This is a genomic window from Phaeobacter sp. JH20_02 (assembly GCF_048056915.1).
GTDB lineage: Bacteria > Pseudomonadota > Alphaproteobacteria > Rhodobacterales > Rhodobacteraceae > Phaeobacter > Phaeobacter bryozoorum.
Map to the genome: position 1 here is coordinate 231131 of NZ_JAYMVP010000023.1, position 18315 is coordinate 249445.

At 60.2% G+C, this 18315-nt stretch carries 14 protein-coding genes and 1 tRNA gene; 3 read left to right on the forward strand and 12 right to left on the reverse strand.

Translation table 11 applies throughout. The annotated features are described in order from the left end of the window. Positions 1-31 precede the first annotated feature (31 nt). Complete coding sequence (locus tag VWY34_RS13365) at positions 32-688, forward strand: NAD(P)-dependent oxidoreductase (RefSeq protein ID WP_416536394.1); 657 nt, start codon at positions 32-34, stop codon at positions 686-688. On the opposite strand, the gene pobA is transcribed toward VWY34_RS13365, so the two are convergent. After that, complete coding sequence (gene pobA, locus VWY34_RS13370) at positions 685-1866, reverse strand: 4-hydroxybenzoate 3-monooxygenase (RefSeq protein ID WP_416545630.1); 1182 nt, start codon at positions 1864-1866, stop codon at positions 685-687. The genes VWY34_RS13365 and pobA overlap by 4 nt on opposite strands. Before the next feature lie 90 nt (positions 1867-1956). Between pobA and VWY34_RS13375 the strand changes: the two genes are divergently transcribed. Then, positions 1957-2829, forward strand: a complete 873-nt coding sequence (locus tag VWY34_RS13375) for a helix-turn-helix domain-containing protein (protein ID WP_416545632.1) — start codon at positions 1957-1959, stop codon at positions 2827-2829. Positions 2830-2936: 107 nt separating this feature from the next. Here VWY34_RS13375 and VWY34_RS13380 read toward each other — a convergent pair whose 3' ends face one another. The 9 genes from VWY34_RS13380 to VWY34_RS13420 form a co-directional block, all read right to left on the reverse strand. Further along, positions 2937-4283 carry a S41 family peptidase gene (locus tag VWY34_RS13380; RefSeq protein WP_340544191.1) on the reverse strand — a complete coding sequence of 449 codons (1347 nt, stop codon included), beginning with the start codon at positions 4281-4283 and terminating at the stop codon, positions 2937-2939. A gap of 3 nt (positions 4284-4286) precedes the next feature. Next, on the reverse strand, positions 4287-5471 hold the full coding sequence (locus VWY34_RS13385; protein ID WP_340544189.1) for a murein hydrolase activator EnvC family protein: 1185 nt from the start codon (positions 5469-5471) through the stop codon (positions 4287-4289). Beyond that, positions 5468-6988: a 2,3-bisphosphoglycerate-independent phosphoglycerate mutase gene (gene gpmI, locus VWY34_RS13390; protein ID WP_416536391.1), complete on the reverse strand. Its 1521-nt coding sequence runs from the start codon at positions 6986-6988 to the stop codon at positions 5468-5470. The genes VWY34_RS13385 and gpmI overlap by 4 nt, the downstream gene beginning before the upstream one ends. A gap of 108 nt (positions 6989-7096) precedes the next feature. After that, complete coding sequence (locus VWY34_RS13395; RefSeq protein WP_416537150.1) at positions 7097-8179, reverse strand: bifunctional transcriptional activator/DNA repair enzyme AdaA; 1083 nt, start codon at positions 8177-8179, stop codon at positions 7097-7099. Between the two features lie 138 nt (positions 8180-8317). After that, complete coding sequence (locus VWY34_RS13400; RefSeq protein ID WP_416545634.1) at positions 8318-9319, reverse strand: endonuclease/exonuclease/phosphatase family protein; 1002 nt, start codon at positions 9317-9319, stop codon at positions 8318-8320. Beyond that, on the reverse strand, positions 9316-10362 hold the full coding sequence (locus tag VWY34_RS13405) for an ABC transporter ATP-binding protein (protein ID WP_416536388.1): 1047 nt from the start codon (positions 10360-10362) through the stop codon (positions 9316-9318). Before VWY34_RS13405 ends, VWY34_RS13400 begins: the two co-directional genes overlap by 4 nt. 12 nt (positions 10363-10374) lie before the next feature. Next, complete coding sequence (locus VWY34_RS13410) at positions 10375-11256, reverse strand: ABC transporter permease subunit (protein ID WP_416536387.1); 882 nt, start codon at positions 11254-11256, stop codon at positions 10375-10377. A 10-nt stretch (positions 11257-11266) separates the two neighbouring features. Beyond that, positions 11267-12148, reverse strand: a complete 882-nt coding sequence (locus VWY34_RS13415; protein WP_340544181.1) for an ABC transporter permease subunit — start codon at positions 12146-12148, stop codon at positions 11267-11269. A gap of 75 nt (positions 12149-12223) precedes the next feature. Next, positions 12224-13525 carry an extracellular solute-binding protein gene (locus tag VWY34_RS13420; protein ID WP_416545636.1) on the reverse strand — a complete coding sequence of 434 codons (1302 nt, stop codon included), beginning with the start codon at positions 13523-13525 and terminating at the stop codon, positions 12224-12226. 264 nt (positions 13526-13789) lie between these two features. Here VWY34_RS13420 and VWY34_RS13425 point away from each other — a divergent pair, with 264 nt between their 5' ends. Beyond that, positions 13790-14803, forward strand: coding sequence for a LacI family DNA-binding transcriptional regulator (locus VWY34_RS13425; protein ID WP_340544178.1), 1014 nt, complete (start codon positions 13790-13792; stop codon positions 14801-14803). Between the two features lie 35 nt (positions 14804-14838). On the opposite strand, the gene VWY34_RS13430 is transcribed toward VWY34_RS13425, so the two are convergent. After that, entirely contained in the window at positions 14839-17829 is a 2991-nt protein-coding gene (locus VWY34_RS13430; RefSeq protein ID WP_416549027.1) for a Hint domain-containing protein, read from the reverse strand. Positions 17830-18206: 377 nt separating this feature from the next. After that, positions 18207-18281, reverse strand: a tRNA-Gln gene (locus tag VWY34_RS13435). Positions 18282-18315 lie beyond the last annotated feature (34 nt).

Genomic DNA, 18315 nt, shown 5'->3' on the forward strand with positions numbered 1-18315 from the left:
ATTATCTCGATATCAAGATAAAAGGTTTGAAATGGATATTCTTCTCTTTGGGGCGACCGGCGATGTCGGGAGTGCGACCCTGCAACAGGCCATCGAACGCGGCCATACCGTGACCGCCGTCGCCCGTCATCCTGAACGGTCAGGCCATAGCGGCGACGCCCGGGTCACCGCCGTTGCGCTGGATGTTCTGTCCAGTGCAGACCAGCTGGCGGGGCTGGCCCGGCAACACCAGATCATTATCAGCGCCCTCCGCCCGCTGCCCGGGCAGGATGCATTGTTGGTGGATCTGACCAGGGCGGTCCTGAATGCCGCCCGCTCCGCCGGCATCCCTGCCCTCATCACCGGTGGCGCCGCTCTGTTGAAGCTTGCAGATGGCAGCGGCGAGACCGTGCTGAGCGCACCTGGTTTTCTGCCCGAAGCGGTGCGCCCGATCGCGGAAGCCTGCGCTGCGCAGGATCAGTTACTGGATTCCACACCGGATGTGGATTGGACCTGCCTGCGCCCGCCAGCGATGCTACACGAGGGACCGCGCAAGGGGCGGTACGCCTGGGGAACTGACACGCTGGTCACCGATCACGAAGGCCAGTCACAGATTTCCTTTGCCGATTTCGGCGGTGCGCTTATGGATCTGGCGGAACAGGACCACCGGCCGGATAAACGGCTGACAGTGGCCTGGGGTAGAGCCTAATAAGGCAGGCCGACATAGTTTTCCGCCAGAGAGGCCTGGGCCGCATCGGAGGAAAACAGATAGTCGAGATCGGCCTGTTGCAATCGTACATCCGCCGGCGACATGTCGGGGAACCGATGCAGCAGGTTGGTCATCCACCAGCTGAAGCGCTCCGCCTTCCAGATCCGCGCCAGTGCGCGCTCTGAATAGCTGTCCAGCGCGCCGTCATCGCCGCGCTGGAAATGATCCGACAGCCCCTCGAACAGATAGTAGATATCAGATGCCGCGAGGTTCAGCCCCTTGGCCCCGGTGGGTGGCACGATATGCGCCGCATCGCCTGCCAGTAACAGCGCGCCGTAGCGCATCGGCTCTGCGACGAAGCTGCGCAGCGGGGCGATGGATTTCTCAATCGAGGGGCCGGTTTTCAGACTGTCCGCAACATCCGCAGGCAAGCGCCTCTTCAACTCCTCCCAGAATTGCGCATCGCTCCAATCCTCGACACGGTCGGTCAGCGGCACCTGAATGTAGTAACGGCTCAACTGTGCATTGCGCATCGAGCACAGGGCAAATCCGCGTTCATGGCGGGCATAGATCAGCTCAGCCGTTGCGGGCGGCGTCTGTGAGAGCACGCCAAGCCAGCCAAAAGGGTAGACCTTCTCATATTCACGCAGCACATCCGCTGGAATTGAGCGACGGCTGACGCCATGAAACCCATCCGCCCCGACGATGAACTTGGTATCGATCCGGCGGGTTTCGCCCTGCAACTCATAGGTGACATAGGGTTGATCCGACTGGATATCATGAAGGGCGACATTCATCGCTTCGTGAATGATCTGCCCGCCCATGGCATCGCGGGCGTCGTAGAGGTCGCGCGTGACCTCGGTCTGGCCATAGACCATGACGGTTTGACCGGCGGTTCTGCCCGAAAGGTCGATCCGGTCCAGGCGGCCCTGATGAGCAATGTGAAATCCGTGATGAACCACGCCTTCGCGGTCCATACGCGCATTGGCTCCTGCCCGGCGCATCAGGTCCACAAACCCATGTTCCAACACACCGGCACGAATGCGACCAAGCACATAGTCGCGGGTCTGACGCTCAAGCACAATCGTATCGATACCGGCCCGGTGCAGCAGTTGCGAGAGCAACAAGCCAGACGGGCCGCCCCCTACAATGACCACCTGTGTTGTCTGGTTCGGCATTCCGGTTCTCTCCTGTTCGCATCCATATCTTGCCCGGAGAACGCAGGGTTGCGAATAGACCCTACCGCCGATTTCTTGTATATTTCGCACATGAGCGAAGAATACGCTATCAATACCTACTCCCTGTTTGGAGAGCATGGAGAGCTGGCAGACCTTCTGCATATCGAGAGCATCGAGGCGCGTTCCTCGCTGCATGATTGGGCTTTGAAACCACACCGCCACGCGCGGCTTCACCAACTGATCGTGCTGATGCGGGGCAGCGGTGAGGCTACCCTGGATGGCATCGTTCAACAGTTGACACCGCCTTGCGTGATCAATGTGCCACGCAGTGCGGTGCATGGCTTCCGCTTTAACAGTGACACCTGCGGCTGGGTGCTGACCCTGACATCAGACCTTATTGATCAGGTACTTGATGACATTCCCGATGTCCTGACCACGCTAGACCGCGCAACCATCACCCCGCTGGATGCACCTCTGGAGCGCCTTGTCGAGAGTATCCGGGACGCCTATGAAACCGATGGATTTGCACGCCGCCAGATCCTGCGCGGGCTTGTCGGCGCGCTTACCGGCACTGTCGCGCAGTCTATCGGCGCCTTGCGATATCGCAACGCGAGCCCCAAGGCGCACCAGCTGTTTGCGCGGTTCGAAACACTGGTGAACCGGGATTTCCGCAAACGGCGTCAAGTGAGCGACTATGCGCGCGAACTTGCCGTTTCGACAACACACCTCAATCGGATCTGCCATCAGGCTACCGGTCAGCCAGCCTCGCAACTTATCAGTGAGCGGATGCTGCGCGAGGCGCGGCGACTTTTGATCTATACCGCGCTGAGTGCGGCAGAAATCGCCTACGAGCTGGGCTATTCGGACCCGGCTCATTTCAGCCGCGTCTTTACCCGGGGCACCGGGCTGCCACCACGCCGGTTTCGTCGCGATATCATTGCGGGAAAACCGCCCCGCGCGTGAGCCGCCCCGCCCTGGCCAAACCCCATTTGCGATCAAGATGGTCAAACTGAAACCGCCCCGGAACAGGTCCGGGGCGGTTATCATGGGTCATATCTGCGAGGTGGTGTTTACTGCTGCTCCGGCCCCAGCTTCGACAAACCTTTCAGAATGTCGATGGCATAGGCCAGCTGATAATCCTCTTCGCGACGTTCGGCAGCGGCCTCGGCCTTGGCGCGGTCTTCTTCGATCTGGCGGATTTCATCCTCGGAAAGGCTGTCATTGTTCAGACGTCCGCGCAGGTCGGCCTCCGAACGGGTCCGGCGTGCTGCGGAGGCCTTCTCGTCCTCCTCCTCGGTATCCGGGGTGCGTCGGGGCTGTTCCACGACGATATCGGGTGAGACACCCAAGGCCTGAATGGAGCGCCCGGAGGGTGTGTAATAGCGCGCCGTGGTCAAGCGCATTGCACCCTCCCCTTTCAGCGGCATCACCGTCTGCACAGACCCTTTGCCAAAGGATTTGGTGCCGACCACGATGGCGCGGCGATGGTCCTGAAGGGCACCTGCAACGATTTCCGATGCAGACGCCGATCCACCGTTGATCAGCACCACAATCGGTTTGCCGTCCACAAGGTCGCCCGGCGTAGCGTTGAACCGCTCGCCGTCCTCGGGGTTACGACCGCGGGTCGAGACGATCTCACCGCTGTCGAGGAAGCTGTCGGCCACCTTGATCGCCTGTGTCAGAAGGCCACCGGGGTTGTTGCGCAGGTCCAGAACGATCCCGTTGACGTTATCCATACCACCGGCTTCTTCGAGCTGTTTTTTCAGCCCGGCTTCCAGGTTCGGCGTGGTCTGATCGTTGAATGTGGTCAGTCGCAGCACGACAGTGTCGTCTTCGGTCCGCGCCCGCACCGCTGTCAGCTTGATCGTGTCGCGGATGATCGAGACGTCAAACGGCTCCGCCTCGCCTTCGCGCACAACGGTGATGATGATTTCGGAACCAACCGGCCCCCGCATCAGCTCAACCGCATCGTCCAGCGAAAGGCCAAGAACACTTTCGCCATCCACATGAGTGATGAAATCACCGGCCTCGATCCCGGCTTCATCCGCCGGTGTTCCATCGATCGGAGAGACAACTTTGACAAAGCCCTCTTCCTGCGTGACCTCGATCCCGAGACCGCCGAATTCACCACGGGTCTGCACCCGCATCTTGGTGGCATCGTCGGGCGACAGATAGCTGGAATGCGGATCCAGCGAGGCCAGCATTCCGCCAATGGCGGCTTCGATCAGCTCGGTCTCATCGACGTCTTCGACATATTGCACGCGGATGCGTTCAAAGATGTCGCCAAAAAGATCCAGCTGTTCATAGACGCTGGCCTCTCGGCTGCCTTCCTGAGCCAGAAGCGGCTCAGCTACATAGGTGGTGGCAAGGATTCCTGCCAGCGTGCCGCCCACCGCGGCCATCGCAAATTTTCTCATGAACTAATTTCCATCCTTGTCGGTGCGGAACCAGGTTTCGGGGTCCACCGGACTGTTGTCCATTCTCACTTCTATATAGAGCGTTTCTGTGCGGTCAGTTCCAGCCCCTTCACCGCTTAGTGACAAAATGGCACCGATTTCGGGGCTTTTGCCCCCCATCAGGCCAACCGGGGTTCCTGCCGGGATGACCTCGCCCATGGTGCCGTAAACCTCAGCCAACCCGGAGAGTACAAACAGTGTCTCCGGCTGTGGTTCAAGAATGACCACATTGCCAAGATCCAGAAGCGGCCCCTGATAGCGGATCGTTGCCGCCGTGGGAGAGACCACCAGCGCGCGCGGACGTGCCGCAACAAGCCAGCCGGGCCGGGCGATGCCTGCGGCGTCTTTCTCGCCGTAGCCGCGCAGAACCAGCCCTTCGACCGGGATCGACAACTCACCCCGCAGGGCGCTGATATCAGCGTCTGTCGTTGCAATCTCGCCTTCGGCGATTTCAGCAAGCCCACTGGCAAATCCGCTGAGGGTTTCAGTGGATGAAATCAGAATAGCCGTCCGCACCGGGTCCTGGGTAAAGCGGCGCGGCAGGTCGGTCCGGTCGGCGATAGCGGCAGACAATTGCGCCCTCGCCTCCTGCACACCGTTAAGCCCCTCCTGCAACGTATTCGCCGCGTTCTGCTGCAACAGGCGCAAGGTCTGGACCTCCTCAAGGTCGCGACGCAGTGCGGTTGCGCGCGATTGAAGCGCCGGTGTCACCTCTGCCAGTGTCATGGCGGAGCGCGCCGCGCCAAGAGGGCCTGAGGGGTGCAGCATCAACACCGGCGGCGGCGAGGTTTCAATGGTCTGCAACACGCCGAGAAGATCCGCCACATCGTCCTCGCGCGCCTTCAGCTGGGCCGCCAGCTGGCCCTCGCGCTGCGCCACACGACGCAGCCCATCGCGCATCGCAGCAAGACCCGCCTCATAGGCACGCACCGTCTCGGTCAGCGCGGCAACCCGGTCGCGCGCGCTTTCGGCGTCCTGCAAGGCCAGCGTCGCGGCTTCCAGCTGGTTGGCGGCCTGCTGCGCGGCAGCGGCGGGATTATCCGCGGCCGCCGCAGTCCCGGCCAGGATCGGCAGGACAAGCGACGCCGCCGATATCAGCAGGGCGCGCCGGATTACCGACAGTCCAGTGATGCCAAACGCAGGCCTCATACGAGCAGGCTCTCTCCAGTCATTTCATCCGGTTTCGCAAGGCCCATCAGCTCCAGCACGGTTGGGGCCAGATCCGCGAGCCGACCGTTGCGCAGCTTTGCGCCTGTCGGCCCACCAACCAGCGCGACTGGCACAAGATTGGTGGTATGGGCGGTGTGCGGCCCGCCTGTTTCGGGGTCCACCATCACCTCGCAATTGCCGTGATCGGCGGTGACCAGCATGACGCCGCCCGCCGCCGTCAGCGCGGCCACGACCTTGCCAAGACCCTGATCCACGGCCTCACAGGCCTTGATCGCAGCGTCGAGATCACCGGTATGGCCCACCATATCCGGGTTCGCATAATTGGTGACAATCAGGTCATACCCCGCTTCGATAGCCTCGATAAAGCGCTCCGTCACCTCTGGCGCCGACATCTCCGGCTGCAGATCATAGGTCGCCACCTGCGGCGATTTCGGCATCGCGCGATCTTCGCCGTCCTCGGGATCCTCTTTGCCACCGTTGAGAAAGAAGGTCACATGCGGGTATTTTTCGGTCTCGGCCAGACGGAACTGGCGCTTGCCCTGTTTTGCCACCCATGCCCCCAGGGTGTTGACGATGGCCCGTTTGGGAAACACGGTCTGCATATAGCTGTTGTGGCCTTCGGAGTATTCCACCATGCCAAGCAGCGCCGCAAGATCCGGGCGTGCGCCGGTGTCAAAAGCATCAAAGCTCGGCTCGCCAATCGCACGCAGGATCTCGCGGGCGCGGTCGGCACGAAAATTCAGGCAGAACAGGCCATCGCCATCTTTCACGCCATCATAGCCCTCGATCACTGTCGCCTTGATGAACTCGTCGAACTCCTCGCGGGTATAGCTGGCCTCAATAGCAGCCTCCGCTGTCGCTGCCCGGTGCTGGCCTTTGGCATGGATCATTGCGTCATAAGCCTGGCTGACCCGCTCCCAGCGATTGTCGCGGTCCATGGCGTAGTAACGGCCTGTCACTGTTGCGATGCGCGCGCCAGCCGCCAGTTCCGATTGCAGGGCAGCGACGAAACCGGCAGCAGATTTCGGGGCCACGTCGCGGCCATCCGTCATCACATGCAGCCAGACAGGGACGTCGGCATCGCGGATCGCCTTTACCGCCGCAATGATATGGGTGATATGGCCGTGCACGCCACCGTCCGAAACCAGCCCCATCAGATGGGCCGTGCCGCCGGTCTGCTTCATCTTCGCAATGAAGGCTTGCAGCGCGTCATTGTCAAAGAATGAGCCATCCTCGATTGCGAGATCAATCTGGCCCAGATCCATCGCCACTACGCGACCAGCACCGATATTGGTATGCCCCACCTCGGAGTTCCCCATCTGCCCGGTCGGCAAGCCGACGTCCGGCCCATGCGTGATCAACCGTGCTGTCGGGCATGTCTTCGCAATCTCGTCCAGCGTCGGCGTCTTGGCCAGATAGGGCGCGTTGGCGGTTCCCGGATCGGCGCTACCCCAGCCATCAAGGATACACAGAACAACAGGTTTGGGCGTCGACATGGTTTCAGGCTCCGGCTCTGAGTGGCGTTACCGCCTTCTACAGATTTGCCGGGGCTTGGGAAACCGCCGATAGGCCTTTGCTGGGCATCCGGGCGCCCTTTCCCGCCCTTACTTGCAGGATCTGGCGGTATGCCGGACGGGCGCGCGATACTGCCGCTCGATATCCAGCAGGCGCTGTTTGCGCCAAAGACCGCCGCCGTAACCGGTCAGCGACCCATCAGCCCCGACCACCCGGTGACAGGGCACCACCAGCGCGATCTGATTGGCACCATTGGCGCGTGCAACAGCGCGGGTCGCCTCTGGACGTCCGATCTGGCGCGCGATCTCCGAGTAGCTACGCGTCACGCCGGGCGGGATCTGGCGTAGGGCATCCCAGACCTGCTGCATGAAAGGTGTCCCGTGATAGGCCAGCGGCGTTTCAAACCGGGCGGAGATCCCGGCAAAGAACGCATCCAGTTCCGCACGGATCTGCTCTCCGGGTGGTGTCGGACCAATACCAAGATCGCCCTTCACCGCCTTTTGCAGCTTGTCCAGCTCGCCCTTCAGCGCCTTGCGCTCCACAAATTCCAGCAGGTGCAACTCAGTCCGGCTGCTGACTGCGATCATGTCGCCGAGCGGTGTCGGGATCCAATCGGCCAGCAAAAGGCCTTCGCGGGTCAGGCTGCCGGGCGCCCTGCCCAGCAACCGGGCAAAGGCCGCACGAAACGCACTGGGAGAGTCGAATTGCGCATCCAACTGTGCCTCAATGACCTTGCCGCCGTCTGACAGCACGGTGAAGCCTTCGCGAAGACGGCGCTGGCGCGCCATCTCAAGAAAGGTCATGCCGAACTGCCGCTTGAAGCTGCGCCTGACCGTCGAGAGATCAAGACCCATGCGGAGGATATCACCCTCGCTCCAGCGGTGCTCCGGGCGTTGATCCAAGGCGGCCAACAGGCTGGCCACTGCCGGATCGGCCTCTGCCATCGGGCGCAGCGGGTGGCATCGTTTGCAGGCCCGGAACCCGGCTTCGATACATTCGCCGACGCTGCCGAAGAACTGGCAGTTCTCCCGCTTAGGTTTGCGTGCCGGACAGGTCAGGCGACAGAAGATGCCGGTCGTGGCCACGCAGACATAGGCCTGCCCGTCATAACGGTCATCGCGGTTCAGCAGCGCCTGATAGAGCGCTTCGTGGTCAGGAAGATCAAACAACATGCGCCCTGTTTATCACGCGACAGCAGACCTGCCGCCGATAATCAGGCGTGTATTTTAATACCGCGGGCGTATAGCACCTCAGGGCCTTGACCGGCCGGACACATGCCGCCCGGTCAATGGATCAGGCCAGTGCCGGCATCAATCGAGCGCGACGCGGCACCAGACGGCATCATGATCAGACAGCGGGCGACCATTCTGATCAACCGAAGACAGCAGCCGGCTCTCGGTCGCGCGCATATCGCGGGTGCAGAACCAGTCTAGCTTCATCTGCCGATCAGGATGCGGCGTGATGAGACTGGGACGGGTGGTGACACCATCCGGGGTCGCGCTCCAGCCGTAGCCATGGGAACGGGCCAGATCGAACAGCGTCTCGCGCTGCCAGTCGAAATCAGGCGGCAGGTGATTGCCTGTATTCAGATCACCGCCAATCAGTACCGGCATATCCGGCGCAAATGCGTCGATGGCGCGGAGCAGCCTGTCAAACTGCTGATGCCTATGGGCTGCGTCGGCGTTGCTCTCCAGATGGGTGGAAACCACGCAGATCGGTCCAGCCTCAGTCGGTAGAACCGCGGCAATCGCCATGCGGCCACCAAGGCGCGGCTGGTCCGGGTCAGCCGGCACCTCATCCGAGGCGAACCAATGCCCGTGATCATCCAGCCGGATCAGCGTCACCCGTTCCGGCGGGACCGCAGACAGGATGGCATTACCGTGCCAGCCGAACAGATTGAAATCATCGGTGCAAAACGCCTGTTCTGTAGGCCCACCCAGATCCAGCTCGTGGAATTCCACACCAAAGACATAAGCCATGTCGAGTGCGGCAGCCATCTCCTCGGTGGTGTGGCGCTGACCGGTACGCGCCATGCCATGGTCGACCTCTGACAGCAGGACAACCTGCGGCGCCAGCGGGCGGATGTGGCCCGCGGTATCCTCAGGAAAAAGGCAGCGCTCGACGTTCCAGGCCACAACCGACACCGAGGAGGCCAGCGCCTCCAGATGACCCTTACCACCGCCTTGCAAGGCGGCCATCGCCGGCACCTCTGCCATGAGCGCGCGATGCGCCTCTGCAGTGCGCGGCGCTGCCTTGATCCGGGCCTGCATCTCGGGGGAAACCGGCGGCAGACTGTCCAGGACCTCGGTCATCTGCGTTTGCCGCTTTCTGCATCAAACAGGCAGATCGCCGCCGGATCCACCGAGATCTGATGGGGTCCGGGATCAACCGGAATGTCCTTCAGGACGTGGATTGTGAACGGCTGCCCGCCGAGATGGCCATGCAGCAGGCGATGTGCGCCCAGTTCTTCGATCAGTTCAACGTTGATCGAAATACCACCTTCGCTGACCAGCTGCACATCCTCGGGGCGGATGCCGAGCTTGACGGCACCTGATGCGGCGCCATCCAGTGCCCCCATCGCCACACCATCCGGCAGGGTGACCTGACCATCGGAGATCGTGGCATCAACCAGGTTCATCGGTGGCGCGCCCATGAAGGAGGCGACAAAGACCGACGCCGGATTGTGATAGATCTCAGACGGGGTGCCAATCTGTTCGATCCGGCCACCGTTCAGGACAATGATGCGATCCGCCATGGTCATCGCCTCAACCTGATCGTGGGTCACGTAGATCGAGGTGACGCCCAGACGGCGTTGCAGGGCCTTGATCTCAATCCGCATCTGGTTGCGCAGCTTGGCATCAAGGTTCGACAGAGGTTCATCAAACAGGAACAGCGCCGGATCGCGCACGATGGCGCGCCCCATGGCAACCCGCTGGCGCTGACCGCCGGACAGCTGCGAGGGTTTGCGGTCCAGATATTCCTCAAGGTTCAACATCTTGGCGGCCTCAGCCACCTTCTGCTTGATCTCAGCCTCGGGGGTTTTGCGGTTCTTCAGGCCATAGGCGATGTTCTTGCGCACCGTCATATGCGGATAGAGCGCGTAGTTCTGGAACACCATCGCGATATCGCGATCCGCCGGATCGACATTGTTGACCACCCGGTCGCCGATTTCCAGCGTGCCTTCGGTGATATCCTCCAGACCGGCAATCATGCGCAGCAACGTGGATTTGCCGCAGCCCGATGGGCCGACCAGGACGACGAATTCGCCATCCTCGATCTTGAAGCTGGAGGAAGTGACGGCCTCGACCCCATTGGGGTAGACCTTGCGTACAGAATTCAGGGAAACCTGAGCCATTATTTGAAGTCCTTACTTATCGGATTCCGTCAGGCCCTTGACGAACCAGCTTTGGAAGAAAATGACGACTGCCACGGGCGGCAGGATGGCGATCACGGCGAGAAGATTTGCGCGACCGAATTCGGGGACATTGGTGCCTTCGAGGGTCTGGGTGATCTGTTTGATCCCCCGCACCAGCGTATACATGTCCTCTTCGGTGGTGATCATGGTGGGCCAGAGATACTGGTTCCAGCCAAAGACAAACATGATGATGAACATGGCCGCAATCATGGTCCGCGACAGCGGCACCAGAATATCGATGAAGAACTTCACCGGCCCAGCCCCATCAATGCGCGCAGCCTCGACCAGCTCTTCCGGCACAGACCGGAAAAACTGGCGGAAGAAGAAGGTTGCGGTTGCAGACGCAATCAACGGGATGATCAGACCCTGGTAGGTGTTGAGCATGCCCAGCTGCTGCACCACCTCATAGGACGGCAGAATACGGACCTCCAGCGGCAGCAGCAGCGTGGTGAAGATCACCCAGAATGCCAGCGTGGCAAACCGCAGGCGGAAATAGACGATGGCATAGGCCGCCATCATCGCAATCAGGATCTTCCCAAGCGCAAAGCCGATGCCGAGAACAAAGGAGTTGAACAGCATCCGCGTGCCGGTGTTGGCCCCGGAAAAGCCGGAGGCCTCGAACATCGCCTTGTTGAAGTTCTCGTCGAACTGGTCGCCGATCTTCAGCTGCGGTCCGTATTTGATGATATCCACATCCGGCACGGTTGTGGTCATCACCACCATGATCAGCGGCACCAGCATGAAGAGCGAGCCGAGGATCAGAACGGTGTGGTCGCCAACGGCCCCCCAGTTGATGGAGCGGCGCGGCGTTTGAACGGGTGTTTGGTCAGCCATGTCAGCCCCCTCAGGTATAGTGGATCCGACGGTCAATCAGCCGGAACTGGAAGACCGTAAGCGCGAGGACAAGAACCATCAGGATCACCGACTGTGCCGAGGAACCGCCAAGGTCATTGCCACGGAAACCATCGACATAAACCTTGTAAACAAGGGTCATCGGATTGTTGCCCGGCTCGCCCTTCACCAGTGTATCGACAATGCCGAAGGTGTCGAACAGGGCATAGGTGATATTGATGATCAGGAGAAAGAAACCCGTCGGCGCAAGCAGCGGGAACGTCACATCCCAGAACCGGCTGGTCGCCGATCCGTTGTCGATCAGAGCCGCCTCACGTACGGAACGCGGGATGGATTGCAAACCGGACAGGAAGAAGATGAAGTTGACCGGAATCTGTTTCCAGACCGAGACCAGAACCATCGCGGCTGCGGTATCGTTGAAGTTCACGCCCAGAACAAAGTCCCAGCCAAAGAAACCGGCAAGCCGCGTTAATGGTCCCCAGCTCTGGTCGAACATGATCAGACCAATGAAGCCGGCAACCGGCGGGGCGACCGCATAGACCCACATCAGAAGGGTCCGATAGGTGCGCGCGCCGCGCAGGACATTGTCCGCCTTCACCGCCAGCAACAGTGCAATCGCAAGCGAGAAGAAGGTCACCAAAACCGTAAATACAAGCGTGAATACCGCAACGCGGCGATATTCACTGTTCCCCATAAGATCGGTGTAATTTTCCAGACCGACAAAGGTAGAGCCAAACCCGAACGGATCCTGCAGGTAAAAGGACGACTGGATTGCGTGCCAGGCGGGCCAATAGAAGAAAATAGCGATAATGACGAGCTGCGGCATCAGCAGCAGGATCGGCATCCACTTGGTCGAGAATCCGGCGCGTTTCACGGTGTGCCTCTTCGTTGTAATGCGTGACGGCCGCAGGGGCTGCGGCCGTCACAGGTAAGGGGGAATTCCCCGCGATTAGCCTTGGGTCTTGGCGAAACGGGCCAGCAGGTTGTTGGCTTCGGACTCAATCGCGTTGAAGGCGTCTTCAACCGAGGTTTCACCAGTCAGGATGCGACCGTATTCGCGGTTCATCACGTCACGGATCTGTACGTAGAAGCCCATGCGATAGCCCTTGGTGTTGTCACCAGCCGCCAGCGAAAGCTGCTGGATGCCGACCTCGGCCGCAGGGGCGCGGTCATAATGGCCGTCCGCCTTTGCCATCTCATATGCGGCTTCGGTGATCGGCACATAGCCGGTTTCTTTATGCCAGAAATACTGAACCTCGGCGGAGGTCAGGAAGTCGAAGAACGCAGCAGTTGCCTTGTTTTCTTCGGCATCATGGCCCGCCATGGCAAACAGCGAGGCGCCACCGATGAAGGTTTGCGTCGGCTCTGTTGTCACGGCTTCCCAATAGGGCAGCATGGTCGCGGAGAAATCAAACGGCAGGTCTTTCTTGCTCAGACCACCGAAGGAGCCGGAGGAGCCCAGCCACATCGCAACCTTGCCTTCTTCAAACGGCGTCTGGTTGTCGCCCCAACCTGTGCCGAACCATTCGAAGTAGCCGTTTTTCTGCCAGTCGGTGACAGCTGTGAAATGTGCCTTGATCGCGTCGTTGTTCACCAGGATCTGGGTGTCGACCCCATCATAGCCATTGTTGTTGGTGGCAAACGGCAGGTTGTGGCGCGAGTGGAAATTCTCGGTGAAGATCCAGGGCAGATGTGACTGCGACAGGGCGGTATAGCCTGCCTCTTTCAGCGCTGGTGCAGTGACGGTCTGGAACTCTTCCCAGGTCTTGGGCGCGGTAACGCCCGCTTTTTCCAGCGCCTGGATGTTGTAATACATGATCGGCGTGGAGGAGTTGAACGGCATGCCGATCATCTTGCCATCGCTGTCGGCGTAGAAATAGCGCACCCCGGCAATGTAATCGTTGATGTCGAATTCAACACCATTGTTGGCCAGCAGATCCTGAACCGGAATGGTCGCGCCCTTGGCGCCGATCACGGTTGCGGCGCCAGCATCAAACACCTGCATCACATTCGGCTGTTCGCCTGCGCGGAAGGCAGCGATACCTGCGGTCAGGGTCTCTTCATAGGTGCCCTTGAAGACCGGGGTGATCTTGTACTCATCCTGGCTCGCGTTGAAGTCGGATGCGATCTGGTTGACGGTGTCGCCCAGCGCTCCACCCATTGCGTGCCACCAGGTGATCTCGGTTTCGGCAAACGCAGCGTTTGCAGCAAAAGCCAGCGTCGCAGCGGTCGTAAACGTAATACGCTTCATCATCAGTCTCCGGTCTGCCGTTGCCCAATCGGGCCAACGATCCAATTGTCCAAGGCAGCCGAAAACGGCCACCGATGGTGTTTTTTGAAATGGCCTCCCCTGGGCCTGTGCGGCTCGCTGCGTCTTTCCGCCCTGTGTCTTTTGCCAGGAGCTTGTCCGTTGCACCAGAACTGCACACGTGTTCATATAGGGGCGCTATGTAACGGTTGTGTCAAGGGTTTCGGTGTCTCACAAAAAAAACATCATGCCCGAAAGGGACGACAGATGAAGCGACAAGGGTCAGCTGGCGGCAAACGCCAATCCCGGGTGACAGCCGCAGATGTGGCTGAAATCGCTGGCGTTTCGCGTTCGGCTGTTTCTCGGGCTTTCACCGAGGGCGCCTATCTGGATCAAGAAAAACGTGAACGGATCCTGCTGGCGGCACATGAACTCGGCTACCAGCCCAATGCGCTGGCCGCCAGTCTGCAGGGGGCGCGCTCCAATCTGGTTGCGGTTTTCGCCGGTGAGATGCGCAATGAATACGACAAGGAGGCGACCTCTGCCCTGATCGCCGGCCTGAATGCCGCGGGCAAATGGCCGGTGGTGATCGCCGGTGGTGGCGACCATGCCCGCGATGCGGTGACCCAGGTGCTCCGCTATCCGCTGGATGCGATGATCCTGCGTAGCGGCAGTCTTGCGACCGAAATCGTCGAACTCTGTAGCAAACTGCATATCCCGGTCATCGCCTCTGGCCGAATCATCGCAGCAGAGGGCGTCGACAACATCTGTCTGCGCAACCACGAAGCCGCACAGATGGCGGCGGATCTGTTTGCGCAACGCGGCCGTCGCCGGGTTGCGATGGTGGGCGGTCCGGGGGAATTCGGCGCGACCGCTGAACGCCGCAGCGGACTGCTTGCCGGGTTGACGGCCAAAGGCATCACACTGGCGGGGGAGATCACCGGAACCTACACCACCGAGAGTGGATATTTCGCCACCCGCAATCTGCTGGAACAGACTGATTTCGATGGGATATTCTGTGCCAATGATGCCATGGCCATCGGCGCACTCGGTGCGCTGCGGGATGCCGGTCGGGTGGTTCCCAAAGACGTCTCGGTGATCGGTTTTGATGACATCGAAATGGCCCGTTGGCCGACCATACGACTGACCACGTTGCGAAACCCGATTGACGGCATGGTTGCCGCCGTATTGCGCTGCCTGGAGCGGCGCTTGGATTACCCGCAGGCCCCCGAAGAAACGGTGAGGCTGGACGCAGAAATGATCCTGCGCGACACCCACTGACCATGTCCATACAGCGGATAGGCTGAGACGACTGCCTACCCTGCTGCGGCGCCGGATTGAAAGCTGTACCGCGGCGAATACATTGCCTGCCAGCCGCCTGTCTCGGCCCACCCCTCAGCCGGCGGGTGCCGAGATATGTCACCGATCAGCCAAGGCACCAGGTCTCCGGCGCGGGCCAGTGATTGCACCTCCCGGCGTGTCAGAACGGGCAGAACACGAGGCCCATAAGCCTGCTCTACCGGATGGAGGATCAGCTGCGGCAGGCATTTAAACAGTCCCAGGCGATCTGCCGGGCCAAGCGTGGAGACCGCCATAAGGCCGGGATAAAACGTCTCGCTGGGGATTCCGTTCGACAGGATATTCTCGTGCTTTTTCAGTAGTACATGAACATAGGTAACCTGCGTCACCTCCCGTGCGAACGATGCAAATCCGGTTACCTGTGCCAGATGCTTGGCGCGCACATGCACCGGGCGCCCGCTACTGCGCTGTTTCATCAGGACGCAATGCTGAGGCGAAACAAGCAGCGCCCGCTCACCTCCAAAGGCGTCCGGGTCCAGTCGCACCGGCATCAGCGCCTCCGATAGGCGCTTGCGCGTGGCGGTGAACGACGATGCCCCAACCCATAGGATTTGCTGGGCACCCGCCCCCATTGTGCTGACACAATCACCGGGGCTGAGGTATTCGACCTTGACGCGCCCGGTTGGCGTCTGGATCAGCGTCCCGGCCGTAAAACAGGGTATGCCCATCGCGTGCATTTCGGGCCCGTTGTCCACCTGCGACCGCTGCACCCCGACCAATGTGATGCTCTCCCCATTGGGGAAGGTCATGATCGCATCGCCGGTCCCGTCACCATTGGTATCGGTCACCACGACATCACCGATTTTAACTGGATCTCCAGCCAAATTGGTGAGCCCTGAAACATCCAGCTGATCAACCGTGGTCCCGTCACCGCTGTCCGTCAGATCGAAATCATAGATCAGATCGGATCCCGCCCCATCGGCCAACACCAGCTGATCGCGATCTGCATCCGCAGTCAGCCGAATGGTGTCGTCGCCAATGCCGCCGACAATCGTATCAGCACCAGCCCCGGCAACGATGGAATCGCTGCCGCTGCCGCCCTTGATGGAATCGGCACCCGCGCCGCCGGTTATGGTGTCGTCACCGCCTCGAGCATCTATATCGACCCCGGCACTATCCGCACTGGCATTCACGACATCGGCCTGCTCGGTCAGGTTCAGACGCTCGATCTCCGAGAAACTGACCGTATCGGTTCCGTTGGTGATCGTCCCCATCTCGTCGCCGGTATAGGTCACAGTCACTGGCCCGGTCAGGCTCGACATGGAAAGCGTATCGCTGTCGTTGCCCCCTTCACCACCAACAATGGTGTCGTTGCCGAAGCCATCCTGGAGAAGGATGAGGTCCGCGTCGTCCCCGGCATCTATGCTGTCAGCGCCGGTTCCGCCCGCAATGGTGTCATTCCCGGCACCGCCATAGATGACGTCTGCGCCGGCACCGCCAATGATGCTGTCGCCCGAGGTATCCGTGTCACCCGGCAGAGCATAGTCGGCATCTACCCGGGTTGCGGTGACGTTTGAGTAGCCGACAACAACACTATCAAGCGAAATACTCTCGATCGTCTTGCTGGTTAGAAGAACGTTCTCGGCGTTGTTCGAGGCTTCCGGCATCATGTAGACGTGGCCGTCCGTGGTCTGGATGACCACAGCCGTGAACGTCCCGGTGGTGCCGTCGGTGAACGTTACCGTTGCGTTATAGACCATGCCGGTGTCGACGAGCTTGTCTACACCGTTGATATTGATCGTTTCCGGCGCGGCTTCGTCATCGAAGTCGATGCGCGTATTCGCATTATCGTCTGACGCGATGGCAGTCTGGAAGTTGTTATATAGCTCGGCCCCCGCGCTCCCGTATGTCCCCAGTAGAGCGTTCGGGTTTTCGTTGGCGGCGTTCCCCTCGACGCTGTCGACCTCGGACGCCGTCCCAAGATGAATGACCGTATAGGTGTTCCCTGCGGTATTGCTTCCGCCGACCGAGGTTGCCGAGTTTTCACCCCCGTAGATCGTGTCGTCGCCCAAGCCCCCATCGATGGTGTCAGACCCTGTGCCACCGTAGATGAGGTCGTTGTCGTCCTGACCAAAGAGCCTGTCGGCCCCGGCGCCGCCGTCAACCGTGTCGGACCCTACCCCGCCCCAGACAAGATCGTCGCCTGCGCCGCCGTCGACCACATCCGCTCCCGCGCCGGTCGATATCGTGTCATCACCAGCCCCACCCGTAACACTGTTGGCACCGCTGCCGGTTTGCACGTTGAGCGCCGAAGTCGCCGCAGAGCCGTCCAGCGTGTCGTCTCCCGAATGGAGATAGAACCGCTCAAACTCCCAGAAATAGGCCGTCTGCCCCGCAAATGTGACGGTTCCGTCCCCATCGCCGGTAAAGGTAACGTTGACATCAACACCCGCATAATCGCCGTAGACCTCAAGCATATCGCCCAGGGTCTCTCCGGTTTCGCCACCGTAGAGCGATTCGCCATCCATGTTGTCATAGATTGCAACCCAGTCATCTCCGCCCTCACCGTAGAAGGTGTCATTGCCGGTATCGGTATCGTAGTTATCGTTCCCCTCGCCGCCGAAGATAATGTCATCGCCCGAGGAGCCGGTCAGGTAGTCATCACCATCACCGCCATAGATAACATTGTCATTGGCGTCGCCGTTGATTGCGTCATTACCCGATGTGCCCGACATCGAATTGGCAGGGATCGTCGTCGCACTGCCGGATCCGCTGGTCGTGTACCAAGTATCTGGAACAAAATAGACATTCCCGTCACTTCCATAGTGATAGGTGCCAGTGTCACTGATGTTTGAGTAGGTCTGACCGTCGCCCTGATAGACACCGCTCCAGGTCCAGCTGCCAGTCCCGATGACGTCGGCTGAAGTAAAGTTGGATTGGTTCGCAGAAATCCCGTCGCCGGCATCCAGTGTGCCGTCGCCAAGAGTGATAAGATACCCAACCGTCATGGCCAGCCTCCGAGTCTACCGTTCCTCGAGTGCGCGCCGGTGGGCCTGCCGCGTCTCGACGGGTGCATCAGGTTAGGCTGTTATGGTTGAAACAAAATGAATACAGGGCCTGCAACGGTCCGAAAATCGATACTGCTTTGTAAAATATATTAAAATTTGAATAGTATTTGCCTCTTATCCATTCTGATTTGACGAGCACCAGAGGCATTCAGCACGGATATCGCAGCTGAACAGAGCGAGACTACAACCGTAGAGCGCGCCTCCCCTCGGTCTTCACCTAAAGACGAATATGCCGCGAGGTATCAGTTGGTCACACCGAAACGCCGATTGTGGCCGGAGAAGCCAGACCCTCAAAAGCATCAAAATATGTGGAATAATGGCTGGGGTGGTAGGATTCGAACCTACGATCTTCAGTACCAAAAACTGTTGCCTTACCACTTGGCCACACCCCATCGGTGAGCGGGTGTCTAATGCCAGATTTCAGCA

What these genes read in the sequence shown, in the direction of transcription:
- VWY34_RS13365 (WP_416536394.1), top strand. Translation starts at nt 32, where the DNA reads ATGGATATTCTTCTCTTTGGGGCGACCGGCGATGTCGGGAGTGCGACC.
- pobA (WP_416545630.1), bottom strand. Translation starts at nt 1,866, where the DNA reads ATGCCGAACCAGACAACACAGGTGGTCATTGTAGGGGGCGGCCCGTCT.
- VWY34_RS13375 (WP_416545632.1), top strand. Translation starts at nt 1,957, where the DNA reads ATGAGCGAAGAATACGCTATCAATACCTACTCCCTGTTTGGAGAGCAT.
- VWY34_RS13380 (WP_340544191.1), bottom strand. Translation starts at nt 4,283, where the DNA reads ATGAGAAAATTTGCGATGGCCGCGGTGGGCGGCACGCTGGCAGGAATC.
- VWY34_RS13385 (WP_340544189.1), bottom strand. Translation starts at nt 5,471, where the DNA reads ATGAGGCCTGCGTTTGGCATCACTGGACTGTCGGTAATCCGGCGCGCC.
- gpmI (WP_416536391.1), bottom strand. Translation starts at nt 6,988, where the DNA reads ATGTCGACGCCCAAACCTGTTGTTCTGTGTATCCTTGATGGCTGGGGT.
- VWY34_RS13395 (WP_416537150.1), bottom strand. Translation starts at nt 8,179, where the DNA reads ATGTTGTTTGATCTTCCTGACCACGAAGCGCTCTATCAGGCGCTGCTG.
- VWY34_RS13400 (WP_416545634.1), bottom strand. Translation starts at nt 9,319, where the DNA reads ATGACCGAGGTCCTGGACAGTCTGCCGCCGGTTTCCCCCGAGATGCAG.
- VWY34_RS13405 (WP_416536388.1), bottom strand. Translation starts at nt 10,362, where the DNA reads ATGGCTCAGGTTTCCCTGAATTCTGTACGCAAGGTCTACCCCAATGGG.
- VWY34_RS13410 (WP_416536387.1), bottom strand. Translation starts at nt 11,256, where the DNA reads ATGGCTGACCAAACACCCGTTCAAACGCCGCGCCGCTCCATCAACTGG.
- VWY34_RS13420 (WP_416545636.1), bottom strand. Translation starts at nt 13,525, where the DNA reads ATGAAGCGTATTACGTTTACGACCGCTGCGACGCTGGCTTTTGCTGCA.
- VWY34_RS13425 (WP_340544178.1), top strand. Translation starts at nt 13,790, where the DNA reads ATGAAGCGACAAGGGTCAGCTGGCGGCAAACGCCAATCCCGGGTGACA.
- VWY34_RS13430 (WP_416549027.1), bottom strand. Translation starts at nt 17,829, where the DNA reads ATGACGGTTGGGTATCTTATCACTCTTGGCGACGGCACACTGGATGCC.